This window comes from Pseudomonas sp. 22072 (genome assembly GCF_052046095.1).
GTDB classification, from domain to species: domain Bacteria; phylum Pseudomonadota; class Gammaproteobacteria; order Pseudomonadales; family Pseudomonadaceae; genus Aquipseudomonas; species Aquipseudomonas paracarnis.
In genome coordinates this window covers 45035-59833 of sequence record NZ_JBQEQE010000028.1, presented here as the reverse complement: position 1 = coordinate 59833, position 14799 = coordinate 45035, and the positions used below count along the sequence as shown (strand labels likewise).

The following is a 14799-nucleotide window of genomic DNA, read 5'->3' as shown; positions in this document are numbered from 1 at the left end:
AGTGGTGGGGCAAGAGCCCTTTTGGTTACTTTTGGCTGGGCCGGCATTCCGGGCTCTTTTCCAAAAGTGACCCGCTGTAAGAGCGGAACCCTAAGTGGCCGTTACCGCAGGAATGGATATGTACTCGGTCTGACACCTGTGTCGGCTGTCAGGCCGCTATCGCAGGCAAGCCAGCTCCCACATTTGGATCGTTGGGGTGTCGGGTAGATAGGCGTCGGCTGGCGGGCCGCCTTCGCAGTTCAAGCCAGCTCCCACAGGTCCACATTAGCGCAACACCGTAGCCCCCTTGCACGCCTGCCCCGCCCTCTCACAGATCTCCCACCCACCACCCAGCGCCTTATAGATCCCCACCACTGCCAAGCGCTGTTCCGTGCGCGCCGCCGTCAATGCCCGGCGGCTGGTGAAGTCCGCGCGCTCGGCCTCAAGCACATCCAGGTACACACCCTCACCTTGCGCAAACCGCTCGCGCGCAAAGCTGGCTGCCTCACGGTTGGCGGCCGCCTCCAACAGCCGCAAGCCCAGGGCGTTGCCGGCCGTACGGTTGGCCTGGAACGCATCATCGGTTTCCTGCAGGGCCCGCAACACGGTCTGGTCATAAGCGATCAATGCCGCCTGGGTGCGTGCCTCGCTGGCGGCAATCCGCGCTCGTACGCGCCCGGTGTCCAGCAGTGACCAGCGAATCACCGGCGCGATAAAGTTCGACTGCATGCCCGCATCGCCTAGGGCGCTGAGACTTCCGGCCAGCAAACCGATGGAACCCTGCACCTGGATATCCGGATACAAGCCAGCGGTTTCCACGCCAATCTGCGCGGTCGCAGCCGCCAGCGTGCGTTCGGCCGCGGCAATATCGGCACGGCGCGCCAGCAAGCCGGCCGGGTCTCCCACCTGCAACGTGCGCAGGTTCAAGGTTTCACGCCCAGGCCGGGCCAGCGGTGGCTTGAACCCCTGGGGCGCTTGCCCCAGCAGCACCGCCAGCGCGTTGGTTGACTTGGCGCGACGTCGCTCCAGGTCAGGCGCTACCGCCTCCACATTGCGCAACAAGGCCTCGGCACGCAGCCGGTCGAATTCGGTGGCGGCGCCGACGCTGACCATCTGCCCCACCAGGCCCAGGCTGTCGCGCTGGCTCTGGCTGATATCCGCGACCACCGCCTGTTCGGCTTCGATCCCTTGTAACTCGAACCAGGTTGCCGCGACCGTCGCCGCGACGCTCGCTTGCACGCTGCGCAGCAACGCCTGACGCGACCCCGCCTGGGCCTGGGCCGCCTCCACCGAGCGACGCACGCGCCCAAACAAGTCGATTTCCCAGGCTGCATCCACTGCCGCACGGGTGGTTTCAATAGAGCGCTGCTCGCCGAAGGGAGTCTCGACCTCGCTGCGCTGGCGGTGCTCGTAGCCCAGGGCGGCGCCGCCGCTGGGCAGGAAGCCTTGGCGGCTTTCGCGCAACAGCGCCTTGGCTTCGTCCAGGCGTGCGGCGGCGATGCCGATGTCGTGGTTGGCCGCCAGTGCCTGTTGGATCAATTGGCTCAATGCCGGCTCGTCAAACACTTGCCACCACTGCACTTCGACCTCGCCCGGACCAAGCCCGGCGATGGGCGCGCCGAAGCTCGTCGCCCGCTNGGGCAGCACTGGCGCGGAATAATCCGGCCCCACCGAGCCGCAACCGGCCAGCAGGGTCAACGACAACAGAAAAGCTGGATACGCCTGTTTCATGATGCGCTCTCCTTTAGCTGCACCGTCGGACTCGCCCCCTGACGCTGCACGCGCAGCGCCAGGCTGCGCATCACCACATAGAAAACGGGCGTCAGGAACAGACCGAACAGCGTCACGCCCAACATCCCGGCAAACACCGCAACCCCCATGGCATGGCGCATCTCGGCCCCGGCGCCACTGGCAAACACCAACGGGACTACGCCGGCGATAAACGCCAGGGACGTCATTAAAATAGGGCGCAGGCGCAATTGGCAGGCGTGGATCACCGCTTCCAATGGGCTGGCGCCTTCGGCTTCAAGGCTGCGGGCAAACTCGACGATCAGGATGGCGTTCTTCGCAGCCAGGCCCACCAGCACCACCAACCCGATCTGCACGAACACGTTGTTGTCGCCCTCCACCAGCCACACGCCGAGGATTGCGCTGAGCAGGCACATGGGCACGATCAGCAACACCGCCAACGGCAGCAGCCAACTGTTGTACTGCGCGGCAAGGATCAGATAAGCCAGCAGCACACACAGCGGGAAAATAAACAGGGCCGATGACCCGGCGAGCTTTTGCTGGTAGGTCAAATCTGTCCATTCATAGGTCACGCCCTCGGGCAGTACCTCCTGGGCCAGGCGCTCCATGAGCGCGACCGCCTGCCCGGAGCTGACCCCTGGCATCGCGCCGCCAGAGATATCCGCCGAGGGATAGCCGTTGTAGTGAATCACCCGGTCAGGCCCGGAGCTCGGCGTGACCGTGACAAACGCTGATAACGGCAGCATGTCCCCGGCGGCATTGCGCACCTGCAGGCGGCCAATGGCTTCGGCCTGCATGCGATGGTCCGCGTCGGCCTGGGCCGTGACTTTGTAGGTGCGGCCAAACCGGTTGAAGTCGTTGACGTACAGCGACCCCAGATAGACCTGCAGCGACTCGAACACATCCGCCAGGCGCACGCCCTGGCTCTTGACCTGGGTGCGGTCGATGTCGACATTCAGTTGCGGCGCATTGACGTCCAGGCTGGTCATCAGCCCGGCTACCTGGCCTGACTCAGTGGCTTTGGTCATCAGTATCTGGGTCTGCTGCACCAGCGCCTCCAGCCCGACGCCGCCACGGTCCTCGACCTGCAGCTTGAAGCCCCCGGTCACCCCGAGCCCCGGCACCGGTGGCGGCGGGAACACGCCGAGGAAGCCGTCGGGGATGCTCGCAAACTTGGCCTGCAGACGCCCGGCGATGGCGACCGCCGCCATATCCGGCGAGGTGCGCTCTTTGAACGGATCAAGCATGACGAACATCACCGCCGCATTCGGAACGTTGACGAAGCCGTTGACCGACAGTCCCGGGAACGCCACGACACTCTCGACCCCCGGCTCATCCAGGGCGATTTTCGACATTTGCCGCACCACCGCATCGGTACGCTCCAACGAGGCCGCGTTCGGCAGCTGGGCGATACCGACCAGGTAGTACTTGTCTTGCATCGGCACGAAGCCGGCCGGTACCGCGTTGAAGCCGAACCAGGTCAATGCGAGCAAGCCGCCGTAAGCCAACAGCGCCACGCCACGACGGCCGACGACCTTGCGCACAGTGTTGCCATAGGCTTGCGGCGCACGCTGGAACGGCCGGCCCAGTACCTCCAACAGCCGTGCGGCACGACCACGCAGGCTGCGCGGGTCATGCACCACAGCGGCATGCCGTGGCCGCAGCAACAGGCCGGCCAGCGCCGGGCTGAGGGTCAACGAGTTGACCGCCGAGAGGATGGTGGAAATCGCGATGGTCAGCGCAAACTGCCGATAGAACTCGCCTTGCAGGCCACTGAGAAACGCGGTGGGAATGAACACGGCCGCCAGCACCGAGGTGATCGCAATGATAGGGCCGGTGACCTCGCTCATCGCCCGTCGCGCAGCCTGCATCGGCTCCTCGCCGTTCTCGATATGCCGCTCGACGTTCTCCACCACCACGATTGCATCGTCGACCACGATGCCGATCGACAACACCAGGCCGAACAGCGACAACGTATTGAGGGAGAAGCCCATCAGGTGCATGACCGCAAAGGTGCCGATGATCGATACCGGCACGGCCATCAAGGGAATCAGCGACGCGCGCCAGTTGCGCAGGAACACCACCACCACGATCACCACCAGCAGGATCGCTTCCATCAGCGTGATGGCCACCGACTCCAGCGAAGCGCGCACAAACACGGTGGGGTCATAGGCAATCCGCGACACCAACCCCTCGGGGAAGTTGGTTTGCAGACGCTGCATGGTATCGCGCACCGACTGCGCCACATCCAGCGCGTTTGCCCCCGGGCTCTGGATGATTTGCAAGGCCACCGCAGGCTCGCCGTCCAACAGGCTGCGCAGCGCGTAGGCATCGGCCCCCATCTCGATACGTGCCACATCGCGCAAGCGCGTGACCTGGCCGTTATCGCCGGTGCGAATAATGATATCGCCGAACTGCTCTTCATCCGTCAGGCGCCCGAGGGTATTGACCGTGACTTGGAACGCCGCAGTGGAATCCGGTGCCTGGCCGACCGAGCCGGCCGCCACTTGCACGTTCTGCTCGCGCACGGCGGTGATGACATCGCCGGCGGTCAAGCCACGGGCGGCGATCAGGTCCGGGTCGAGCCACAGGCGCATGCTGTATTCACCCGCGCCCCACACCAGCACATCGTTGATCCCCGGCAGGCGCGACAACTCATCGCGCACCTGCAGGTAGGCATAGTTGGAGATATAGAGCGGGTCATAACGTTGGTCGGGGGACAGCAGGTGGACCACCATGAGGATGTCCGGCGAGGTTTTCTGCGTGACCACGCCCAGGCGCTGCACCTCTTCGGGCAAGCGCGGCAAAGCCCGCGAAACACGGTTCTGCACCTGGATTTGCGCCATGTCCGCATTGGTGCCCTGGGCGAACGTTGCGGTCAGGATCATGCGGCCATCGGTGGCCGACTGCGAGGTCATGTAAAGCATGCCTTCCACCCCGGTGATCACCTGTTCCAGCGGCGCCGCCACCGTCTCGGCAATTACCTGCGGGTTGGCCCCCGGATACGACGCCGTCACTTGCACCGTGGGCGGCGTGACGGCGGGATATTCGCTCAACGGTAAATGGAAGAAGGCCACGATGCCGCCGATCATCATCAACACCGACAGAACAATGGCGAAGATCGGTCGGTCAATGAAAAAGCGTGGGAAGCTCATTGCACGCCCCCCACCGCCAGCGGTGCTTCAAGCGGCTTGCCCTCAATACTGGCAGCCAGCGGTGTCACCTGCATGCCGGGGCGCACCAGCCCTTTGACGACAATGCGCTCGCCCGGTTGCAGCCCCTGTTCGATGACCCGCAGGCCGTCGACCACTGGGCCCAGTTCCACCGGGCGGTATTCGGTTTTATCACCTTCACCGACTACCAGCACATAGCGACGGCCCTGGTCGGTGCCGATGGATTGGTCGGCAATCAACACCCGGGGTTGCGCCGCGCCGGTATCCAGCTTGACCTTGGCGAACAGCCCCGGCGTCAAGCGCCCATCCGGGTTCTCCACTACCGCACGCACGCGCACCGTGCCAGTCTTGCGGTCAGCCGAGTTGGCCAGAAAATCCACGCGACCGGCCCGTGCATAGGTGGTGTCGTTGAGCATCGCCACCATGACCTTGGCGGCTTGGTCGCCCTTGGACCCGGCGTGTTGCCGCGTCGCTGCCAACGAATGCAGGTAGGTGCGTTCATCCACATCGAAATACACATGCAAGGGGTCGATGGAAACAATCGTGGTCAGCGCTGTTTCCCCACGGGTGACATAGTTGCCTTCCGTCACCAGGGCGCGGTCGATACGCCCGCTGATAGGTGCGGTGACGCGGGTGTAACTCAGGTCCAGTTGGGCCGTATCCAGCGCAGCCCTGGCGGCCTCCACCTGCGCTCTGCCGGCGTTCAACGAAGCAATAGCGGTGTCGAGACGATCACGTGCCACCACCTTCTTGGCATATAACTGCTCGGCACGGCCATGCTCGGCCTGGGCCAGCAACGCATTGGCTTCGGCCTCGCGCAGACGTGCCTTGGCTGCGTTCACTGCCGCCTGGAACATGCGCGGATCGATCACAAACAGTGGACTGCCCTTGGCCACGAACTGCCCTTCGGGCACGCTGACACTTTGCAGATAGCCACTGACTCGCGGGCGCAATTGAACCTGGTCGATGGCGGTCAACGAACCGGTGTACTCCACAAACGGCGTCACCGCACGCGCCACCACCTGGGCGACCGGCACGCCGGGTGGCTTGGCTGCTGCAGCTGGCGGCGCATTGTCCGAGCATCCGCCGAGCATCAATGCTACGGCCAACGCCCCGGTAATGAGGCTTACTGGTTTGGTGCACATCGTTCACCCTCCTTGGAATTTTCAAGACAAACCGACACGTGGGTTTTTTATCCGGCTTGCCATACTGGGAAGGTCAAGCGCTATAAAACCGGGGGGTGTGTTTTTGTCTGGGAAATATTTGGAGGTGAATCAAATGGCGGCCAGAGGGGCTTGGTGGCGCTCGGGGTTACCTGTCGAGCGTGGTTGAAGGTGGGAGCTGGCTTGCCTGCGAAGGGATCAACCCGGTTTGGCTGGTAGACCGAGGTGTCTGCATCGCAGGCAAGCCAGCCCCCACATTTGGATTGCGCGGTGTCAGCCAGGTATATGTGGGCTCAGGCTCAGCTCCACGCCACCACCAGCAAGCCGGCGCCCAACACCAGGCACAACGGCGAATAGAAATAGGTATCCAGGCGAGCAAACCTCGACCCGCCGACCTTCTTGAAAAACCCCACCAGCTCCGAATCCCCAATCGCTCGGGCAAACATCAGCACGGCAATCGCGCTGATACCCCACTGCAACGCCCCGTGGGACACCGGCGAGAAATACAGCCCGGCGCGCAGACACACGAGCAAGGCAATCGCCACCAGCCCCATCGCCACCAGAAAAGTACCCAGCGCCGACGGCTTGAACGCCGGTCGCGGCCCGCTGGCAAACTCTCCGGGCAGTTGCGGGATAGCGGCCAGGCTGCCGAGCTTGCCACCCGCAGCCCAATACAGGTGCACCATGCTGATGAAGGTAAATACCCCGACGATCCACCGCGCAATCACAAAGCTCATGGTCGGCGCTCCACAAAAATGTGCGAATGAGGATAGCCGCCCTGAGTTTTTTTGCAGGCATTTCGTCGGTCGCTGATGATAAAGTGCCGCCCCATGAAACTCGCCCGTGCCGACCGCTCACTCATTGCCTGGACGCTCTACTGCTGCGTCCTGTTCAATGTGTTCGCCTGCAGCATTGGTCATGGGCAGATGGTGGGGATGCAGCTCAACGGCATCAGCGGCCAGTTCTGTACGGTGGACCCACGTACCCAGGCGCCCCTGCCCAGCAATTCTACGGATGAGAGCCTGCCAACGCTGTCGAAGGCGTTTGGTTGCCCGCTGTGCTCTACCGGCGGCATGGGCCCGGCGCTCAACTCCCACCTGAATGTGGCAGTCCTGCCGCAACCCCATGCGCCGCCCGCAGCGGTGGTGCTCGCCGCCGACATTCCCGCCCGCTTCACCTGGCCTGCGGCTAATCCGCGCGCGCCACCTGCCTTCGCCTGATCCCTGCGCGTTCTGATCTGCACCGCTTCGTTTCCGTAAGGAGTACGGGGAGCAGTGCGTTGTTTTCGAGCCAAGTTTTCAGGATTCAACCATGAAACATTTACCCCTGTTGGCGGGCCTGTTCGGCTGCCTGCCTGTATGCGCCTCGGCCCTTGAGTTGGCGCCAACCACCATTGACGGCGAGCAAAGTGCCGAGCCTGGGCTGGCCCTGGACCAATCCAGCGGCATGGCCTCGCGCCTGGGCCTGAGCGTGCGGGAAACGCCGGCGTCGGTGGCCATTGCTAACCGCAACGATATCGAGCGCCACGGCGCCAAGACCTTCCGTGATGCGGCCAATACCCTGCCCGGCGTCAACGCCAGCGCGCCGCCTGGGTTTGGCGGGTTTGTCTCGTACCGAGGGTTTACCAGCAGCCAGATCACCCAGATGTTCAACGGCATCAATGTCGCCTCGGGCCTGGCGCGACCGGTGGATGCGTGGATCTATGACCGCGTCGAACTGGTAGGCGGCCCCTCCTCCCTGATCAACGGCGCAGGCTCAGTGGGTGGCTCGCTGAACTACGTGACCAAGCTGGCAAGCCGCGAGGAACAGGCCATCGAGGGCCAACTGAGCTATGGCAGTTACGACACCGCCGGTATGGCGTTCGGCCTCAACCATGCGCTGACCGAACCCGGCGCCGAGGTGCAGCACTACGCCCGGCTGGATGTGAGCCGCAACACCAATCACAGCTACATCGACCGCGACCAGCGCGATGCCTGGAGCGTGGCGTTTTCCCTGCTCAGCGACCTCACCCCGAACCTGTCCCACACCCTGGCCCTGGAGTATCAGGACGAACATGAAGACAGCCCGTACTGGGGCACGCCGGTGCTCAACCCCAAGGCCGGTGAGCTGAAGATCGACAAGCACAACCGCTTCAATAACTACAACGTAGCCGACGGCCGTTATGAGCAACGCACGATCTGGGCACGCTCGATCATCGACTACCGGATCAACGACAGCACCACACTGAAAAATACCCTCTACCACCTCGACAGCCAGCGCGACTACCGCAACCTGGAGACCTACCAATACAACGCCGACAACAGCGCGGTGAACCGCTCGACGGCCTATCAGGTGCGGCATCAGGGCGAGCAGAACGGCAACCAGTTCGAACTGCGCCATGACACGAGCGTCTTCGGCCTCGCCACCACTTGGTCCGGCGGTTTTGAGTACAAGATCAACAGCACCACTAACAGCCCGTTGAACGTGCCGGGCAAAAGTACCGTAGACCCGAACCACTACGACCCGGGGCACTTCTATGATATTCCCGGTACCCGGCCAGGTTTCGTCAAGGACAAGACCAACCAGGTGACGACCAAGGCACTGTTCGTGGAAAACCGTCTGGGACTGACGGATAAGCTCTCGCTGCTGACTGGCCTGCGCTATGACGCCATCGATCTGGACGTGACCAACCATCGTACGATCACCGCCACCAACCCGCGACACTTCAAGCGCAGTTGGGAGCCGGTAACGGGCCGGGTGGGCCTGACCTATCAGTTCATCCCCTCCGCCAACGTCTATGTGCAATACAGCACCGCCGTCGAACAGCCCAACACCACTACCCAGGTGTTCGACGTGTCCACCGGCAAGCAATGGGAAATCGGCAGCAAGTTCGATTACCTGGAAGGCCGCGGTTCCGCCACGGTCGCCGCGTACAAGATCGAGCGCAAGGACTTCGCCGTCACCGACCCGCTGGACCCGACCAGCAGCATCCCGGTGGGCGCGCAGTCGTCCAAGGGCATCGAACTGGCCAGTTCGTTGCGCATCACGCCGAGGCTATTGGCCGAAGGCAACTTCGCCTGGGTGGACGCGCAGTACGATGAGTTCAACGAGAAAATCGCCAGCGGCGCCGTGGTGTCGCGCAAGGGCAATACGCCAACCAACGTGCCCAAGCGCGTGGGCAACCTGTGGTTGACCTATGACTTTGCCGAGAATTGGCAAGGCGGGGTGGATGCGCGTTATGTCGCTCAGGTGTATGCGGACAATGCCAACACCCAGACCGTACCGGCCTATACGCTGTTCGGCACCTTCCTGCGCTATAAGGTGGATGCGCATACCTCGGTAACCGGGCGCGTACGTAACCTGACTAACGAGGTGTATGCCGAGTTTGCCCATGTGTCGCCGGCGTACTATCTGGGATCACCGAGGACCTTTGAGCTGGCCGTACAGACCAAGTTCTAACGCTGCAACGACCGTTGACTTGAAATGCAATTGAATGTGGGAGCTGGCTTGCCTGCGATAGCGGTGGGTCAGCATAAAAATATGTTGTCTGACACTCAGTCATCGCAGGCAAGCCAGCTCCCACATCTTGATCTTCACTCGATACAAAGACCGCCGGTTACTGGAGGCTCGCCTCGACCTTCTGCGCCACATCTTCCGTCAACCAGGCCTTCCACACCTGCGGATGTTCCTTGAGAAACGCCTGGGCCACCTCCCGAGGCGCCGTGTGGTGCTCGCTCATCGTCGCCAAGGCTTTGTTAAGCGGCTCGATGGGAAACTCGACCTTCTCGAAGAACTGGGCAATCTGTGGATGTTCCTGCTGGAACGGCGTCGACACGCCAATGCTCAGCTTGGAAGCCAATGAGCGTGTCGGCTTCGGGTTCGGGTTGTCTGCGTCAGTCAGGGTCTTCCACGCAGCTGCATCAAATGGCGGTTCTTCCAGCTGGATCAATTTATAGCGCCCCATCAACGGGGTCGGCGACCAGTAATAGAACAGCACGGGCTTGCCCCGGCGAATCGACGAGGCAATCTCCGCATCCAGCGCCGCCCCCGAACCGCTGCGGAAGTTCACATAGCTGTCGTCCAGGCCATAAGCCTTGAGCTTCTGTTTGTTGACCACTTCGGAGGTCCAGCCAATGGGGCTGTTCAGAAAACGCCCCTTGCCCGGAGATTCAGGGTCCTTGAACACGTCCTTGTAGCGCGCCAGGTCCTGCACGCTTTTCAGATCTGGAGCCAGGGGTTTTAGCCCTTTGGAGGGGTCACCCTTGACCACGTATTCCGGCACCCACCAGCCTTCGGTCGCGCCTTTGACGGTATCGCCAAGGCCCGCCACCTTGCCTTCGGCTTCAGCCTTGACCCATACCGGGCTGCGGCCTGCCCATTCCTCGCCGATCACCTGGATGTCATTCTTGGCCAGGGCGGTTTCCAGGGTAATGGTGGTACCAGGCAAGGTGTCAGTGGGCAGGTCATAGCCCTTCTCGACGATAAAACGCAGTACTTCAGTGATCAGGCTGCCGCTTTCCCAGTTCAGGTCGGCAAAATGCACCGGTGCCTGGGCAGCCGATACCGGCAATGACAGACTCAGGGTCGTCAGGCCCGCCGCCAGCAGTGACTTCAATCCTTTCATGCCTGTGCACCTCGCGTTTTCGCAGTCATGGCGAACGGCTTTGCTGCGAATGCGCGAAGCCTCTGAATAGTTAAGTCAACTCAACTGTAGTAGAGGTTCCAAAAGACAAAGATGCACAGCGTATTTATCGCCTACTCGCTGGCCTTGAAGGTCACCAGTTCACCCTTGCGCCATTTGGCGGCTTTGCCAGTCACGGCCTTCAGGGTCTTGGTCAACCCTTCCTGCAATTGCTCATGGGCGGCGAATACCAGCATCACGCTGTGGCCTTCCTTGAACACAATACCCTGGCCTTCGTTCGACGACACAAAGGCATAGTCGCCGAGGCCGTAGACGGTCAACTTGATATCGCGAAACCTCAATTCGAACTTGCCACCTTCGCGGCTGGGTAATACCGCTGCGCGAAAATGGTCACCTACTTTGAGTTCCAGACGTGGCTTGTCGTCCACGACCAGCGCCGTTTCGGTATCGATTTCGGCGATATAAATACCTTCCGGCGTCTGTTCAGTGACGTAGACAAACCGAGATTGAAACTGCTTGACCAACTTTGCGCGCAAATCACCCAGCACGAATAACGCGTGCATATCCAGATTACTGACTGCCAAGGAAACGCCCCCACATCAAAAAAGCACTGACCGCCAAAGCGAACAGCACAAAAAATGGCCGTTACGACACGATACAGAGTCATTAAAAAACTGAAGAGAACTCGTAAGGCTAGTACAAACCTCAACGGCGGACCTCATGGGAAGTCAACCGCGATACAGCAAATCACAGGTTCAACGACCCGAGAATACGGGTCTGCCGACTTCAGAGAATAACCCAATTAAAAATGCAGTTTTCCGACACCCCAACACAAAAAAACATCTGGGCATGGAACCAGTCACGAACTACCGACGACAATACTAGAACAGCAACCAGGGTGAAAACCACCCGAAACAACGCAGACAAGCTATCAGGATCGATCGACAGGAGCTGAGCATGCAACGACGTCAACACGACGCTACGTCTTTCCACACTCGTTCACCATGTCCCGACGAACAGCAATACTACTGCCTGCTGAACCTGAATGGGTACTCCAATTCGGTGCTTTACCAAGTTGTACCCGCAGGAAAGAACTTTTTTCATATTCTTGAAGTGCCCAGCGGCAAGATCAAGGGGTTTCGCAGCGATCACATCAAAGCCTGCGAACTGGCCAAGTCCCTTGAAGCCAAGCTATACGCCTCAGGCGGCGGAATCGTTTCGTCGCCTGGATGACTTTACCGCGCCACTGCCCCTCAACAACTGCCATACTGGCCTGTCCATGGAAGTTTGCCCCCCGCGGGTCAGGTTTCATCAACGCAGTTACCTTGAAGGGAAAGCCATACGTGACGGAATTTGATATTGGCGAATTTATTATCCACGGCGATGCGAGGGAAGTAGACGGTGAGTTTCAAGCGGTCATCATCATGCGAGCCAAACCACCGCTGAACAAGGTCACCGCGCACCAGGTGGAGAAAGACCGCTGGTTCAAAACCGCCGACGCAGCGGCCGTGGCTGGCAAAGAGGCGGCCAAGGCACTGAAAACCGCCGTGGATTGCGGCGCGCTCAATACCTGACAATCCGATAGAACTCTGGCGTGCCCTGCCCCTCACATGCATGACGATAAGCCCGCATGGAGAAAGCTATGGACACCACCACCCCAACCCTTGAAACCCTGTTCGAACAACTGGGGCTGGATTCCAGCCAGGAAGCCATCGAACGTTTTACCGCCGAACATCGACTGCCCGATGATGTAAAACTCATCGACGCGCCATTCTGGAGCGAACAGCAGGCGAACTTCCTCAGGGAACAATTGCAGGTCGACGCAGAATGGGCTCCCGCAGTGGATGACCTCAATGCGTTGCTGCATGAGCCTCCCCGCGCTTGATCAATGCAGGCTGTCTGACGCTTCCCTGCGCAATAGCGCTTGCCAGGCAGCCTGGCATTCCTGCGCCTCGTCCCGGCTGGCGAATGCAGTGCCGCGCTGCTCACCGTTGAGCAACACCACCCAGCAAGCTCGCTGGCCCAGGGCTCGCAGGGTTTGGGGTACGCCACTGCCGATCATTACGGCCACATCGACTTTGTTTTGCATGGAGCTTCTCCGCAGCATTAGTTAGCTGGCTAACAATGTTGGCCATGCTACGGCTTTATTCCAGTTGGAAAAAGCTATCCACGGAATAGCTTCATTGCATAAACAGCAACAATGCCGATCCAGGGCGGCCAGCTAGAGAGCCGCCCCCTTCACCGCATCAGGCTTGACGCTGGTGCTTGTCGATCTGCTCGTGGCGCTCTTGCGCTTCGATGCAGTACTTGGTGGTAGGACTGATCAGCAGGCGCTTGAGGCCGATAGGCTCGCCGCTGTCGTCACACCAGCCAAAGGAATCTTCCTTGATGCGTTCCAGAGCACGCTCAAGTTGCGGCAGCATGCGCTGGTCGCGGTCAATGGCGTTTACCAGCCAGGTGCGCTCTTCTTCGACAGAAGCCGCGTCAGCCGGGTCGGCCGGGGTGTCCAGGCTCTCAATGGCGATACGGTTCTGCTCAATGCGCTCGTGGTGCTCCACCTTCATGTCTTGCAGCAACTTCTCGAAAAAAGCGTGCTGTTCGGCATTCATGTAGTCATCCGCCGGCATGGCCAGCAACTTTTCCTTTGTCATTGATTTCTCTATAAAAAATACGTGCATTAAGGCGAATTAGGGAGCGTTCCGGCCGACCTGTGCAGGTCTCGGAAGGGCGCCATCCATTCCAAGCGCCACCCGGCACTCAATTTACGAGGGGCGGCAGTCTAAGGCCGACTTGAGGGCGCAGCAACTGAAAAGACAGGCATTTTTTCCCGATCAACCCCCAAAAGCACCAGGACGGGCTTGGCGAACGGTCATCGGAGTGCGTTTATAGCAAGAAATTCAGTGTTGTGGAGCTATATAGAAGACAAACGGTTGAAAGTGCCTGATCCCCTGTAGGCGCGAGCTTGCTGTGGCGAGGGAGCTTGCTCCCGCCGACTGCGCAGCAGTCTCCGGCTTTTATTGGGGGTGCTTCGCCCCCCGCAAGCAAGCTTGCTCGCCACACAAGCTCGCGCCTACAAGGGCAGGTACTCAGCGCTTGAGCTTGCGCTTGTTGCGGTATTGATCGATCACCACCGCCACCACGATGATCAGGCCCTTGATGATGTCCTGGATATACGCATCCACCCCGACAAAGGTAAACCCGCTGGCCATGACGCCAAGGATCAGCGCGCCGATCACCGTGCCGGTGATGCGCCCTACTCCACCGGCCAGGCTGGTACCGCCGATCACTGCGGCGGCAATCGCGTCCAGCTCGTAGGACATACCCATGCCGGCCTGCCCCGTCGCTGCACGTGCCGAGGCCACCACGCCGGCCAGGCCCGCCAGGAGACCGGCGATGCTATAGACGATGATCAGGTGACGCTTGACGTTAATCCCCGAAGTACGCGCCGCCTGCATATTGCCGCCGATGGCATAGGTGTACTTGCCATACTTGGTGTAACGCAGGGCAATGTGGAAGATTACCGCCACCACCAGGAAGATAATCACCGGCATCGCGCCATGGCCGATCGCTGTGTAGGAGTCCGAGAGCATGCTCACCGGCTGGCCTTCGGTGTAATAGCGTGCCAGGCCACGGGCCGAGACCATCATGCCCAGGGTTGCGATAAACGGCGGGATGCCGGTGACCGCGATAATGCTGCCGTTGATTGCCCCCGCTAAAAGCCCTACGCCCAAACCCATCGCCACCGGGATCCACACCGGCAAGTCGGTGAGGGACGGAAACACCGCCCGGGAAAAGTCGGAGGTCTGCGCCAGGCTGGCGGCGATCATCGCTGACAAGGCCAGCACCGAGCCGGACGACAAGTCGATGCCCGTGGTGATGATCACCTGGGTCACACCGATGGCCAGCAGGCCGATGATCGACACCTGCAGGATCATCAGCACCAGACGCTGGGAGTTCATCAGAAAGCTCTGGTCGCGCACGATCCAGCCGAACAATTCAAACACCAGGCCGATACCGATCAGCACCAGGAAGATACTCAGCTCGGTGGGCATGCGTCGACGGTTCTTGACCGGCGCGGTTGCCGGCTTGTTGTCTGTTATTGCGTTCATAACCC

General features: G+C 60.9%; 14 protein-coding genes. 5 read left to right on the top strand and 9 right to left on the bottom strand.

The window, feature by feature from the left end:
* Positions 1 to 264: 264 nt before the first annotated feature.
* The 4 genes from ACTJLA_RS23025 to ACTJLA_RS23010 form a co-directional block, all read right to left on the bottom strand.
* Complete coding sequence (locus ACTJLA_RS23025; RefSeq protein ID WP_440842197.1) at positions 265 to 1710, bottom strand: efflux transporter outer membrane subunit; 1446 nt, start codon at positions 1708 to 1710, stop codon at positions 265 to 267.
* Positions 1707 to 4883: an efflux RND transporter permease subunit gene (locus tag ACTJLA_RS23020; protein WP_314544014.1), complete on the bottom strand. Its 3177-nt coding sequence runs from the start codon at positions 4881 to 4883 to the stop codon at positions 1707 to 1709. Before ACTJLA_RS23020 ends, ACTJLA_RS23025 begins: the two co-directional genes overlap by 4 nt.
* The gene (locus tag ACTJLA_RS23015; protein ID WP_314544017.1) at positions 4880 to 6046 is read right to left on the bottom strand and encodes an efflux RND transporter periplasmic adaptor subunit; all 1167 of its coding nucleotides are present in this window, start codon (positions 6044 to 6046) and stop codon (positions 4880 to 4882) included. The genes ACTJLA_RS23020 and ACTJLA_RS23015 overlap by 4 nt, the downstream gene beginning before the upstream one ends.
* 317 nt (positions 6047 to 6363) lie before the next feature.
* A complete protein-coding gene (locus ACTJLA_RS23010; RefSeq protein WP_034125683.1) occupies positions 6364 to 6801 on the bottom strand; it encodes a DUF3995 domain-containing protein in 438 nt (145 codons plus the stop codon).
* Between the two features lie 93 nt (positions 6802 to 6894).
* On the opposite strand from ACTJLA_RS23010, the gene ACTJLA_RS23005 reads away from it, so the two are divergent.
* Positions 6895 to 7284: a DUF2946 domain-containing protein gene (locus tag ACTJLA_RS23005; RefSeq protein WP_034125684.1), complete on the top strand. Its 390-nt coding sequence runs from the start codon at positions 6895 to 6897 to the stop codon at positions 7282 to 7284.
* Between the two features lie 91 nt (positions 7285 to 7375).
* The gene (locus ACTJLA_RS23000; RefSeq protein ID WP_314544024.1) at positions 7376 to 9502 is read left to right on the top strand and encodes a TonB-dependent receptor; all 2127 of its coding nucleotides are present in this window, start codon (positions 7376 to 7378) and stop codon (positions 9500 to 9502) included.
* 157 nt (positions 9503 to 9659) lie between these two features.
* Here ACTJLA_RS23000 and ACTJLA_RS22995 read toward each other — a convergent pair whose 3' ends face one another.
* Together ACTJLA_RS22995 and ACTJLA_RS22990 are read right to left on the bottom strand one after the other, a co-directional pair.
* On the bottom strand, positions 9660 to 10667 hold the full coding sequence (locus tag ACTJLA_RS22995) for an ABC transporter substrate-binding protein (protein WP_314544026.1): 1008 nt from the start codon (positions 10665 to 10667) through the stop codon (positions 9660 to 9662).
* 131 nt (positions 10668 to 10798) lie between these two features.
* The gene (locus tag ACTJLA_RS22990; RefSeq protein WP_052199932.1) at positions 10799 to 11248 is read right to left on the bottom strand and encodes a hypothetical protein; all 450 of its coding nucleotides are present in this window, start codon (positions 11246 to 11248) and stop codon (positions 10799 to 10801) included.
* Positions 11249 to 11642: 394 nt separating this feature from the next.
* Between ACTJLA_RS22990 and ACTJLA_RS22985 the strand changes: the two genes are divergently transcribed.
* From ACTJLA_RS22985 to ACTJLA_RS22975, 3 genes are all read left to right on the top strand, one after another.
* Positions 11643 to 11918, top strand: a complete 276-nt coding sequence (locus tag ACTJLA_RS22985; protein ID WP_032872432.1) for a hypothetical protein — start codon at positions 11643 to 11645, stop codon at positions 11916 to 11918.
* Positions 11919 to 12028: 110 nt separating this feature from the next.
* A complete protein-coding gene (locus ACTJLA_RS22980) occupies positions 12029 to 12259 on the top strand; it encodes a hypothetical protein (RefSeq protein WP_034125688.1) in 231 nt (76 codons plus the stop codon).
* A gap of 68 nt (positions 12260 to 12327) precedes the next feature.
* Positions 12328 to 12570 carry a DUF2789 domain-containing protein gene (locus tag ACTJLA_RS22975; RefSeq protein ID WP_034125689.1) on the top strand — a complete coding sequence of 81 codons (243 nt, stop codon included), beginning with the start codon at positions 12328 to 12330 and terminating at the stop codon, positions 12568 to 12570.
* Here the strand turns inward: ACTJLA_RS22975 and ACTJLA_RS22970 are convergent, their stop codons facing one another.
* From ACTJLA_RS22970 to ACTJLA_RS22960, 3 genes are all read right to left on the bottom strand, one after another.
* The gene (locus tag ACTJLA_RS22970) at positions 12571 to 12774 is read right to left on the bottom strand and encodes a hypothetical protein (protein ID WP_034125690.1); all 204 of its coding nucleotides are present in this window, start codon (positions 12772 to 12774) and stop codon (positions 12571 to 12573) included.
* A gap of 157 nt (positions 12775 to 12931) precedes the next feature.
* A complete protein-coding gene (locus ACTJLA_RS22965) occupies positions 12932 to 13336 on the bottom strand; it encodes a TraR/DksA family transcriptional regulator (RefSeq protein WP_003191666.1) in 405 nt (134 codons plus the stop codon).
* A gap of 435 nt (positions 13337 to 13771) precedes the next feature.
* Positions 13772 to 14794, bottom strand: a complete 1023-nt coding sequence (locus ACTJLA_RS22960) for an ABC transporter permease (protein WP_003191668.1) — start codon at positions 14792 to 14794, stop codon at positions 13772 to 13774.
* Positions 14795 to 14799 lie beyond the last annotated feature (5 nt).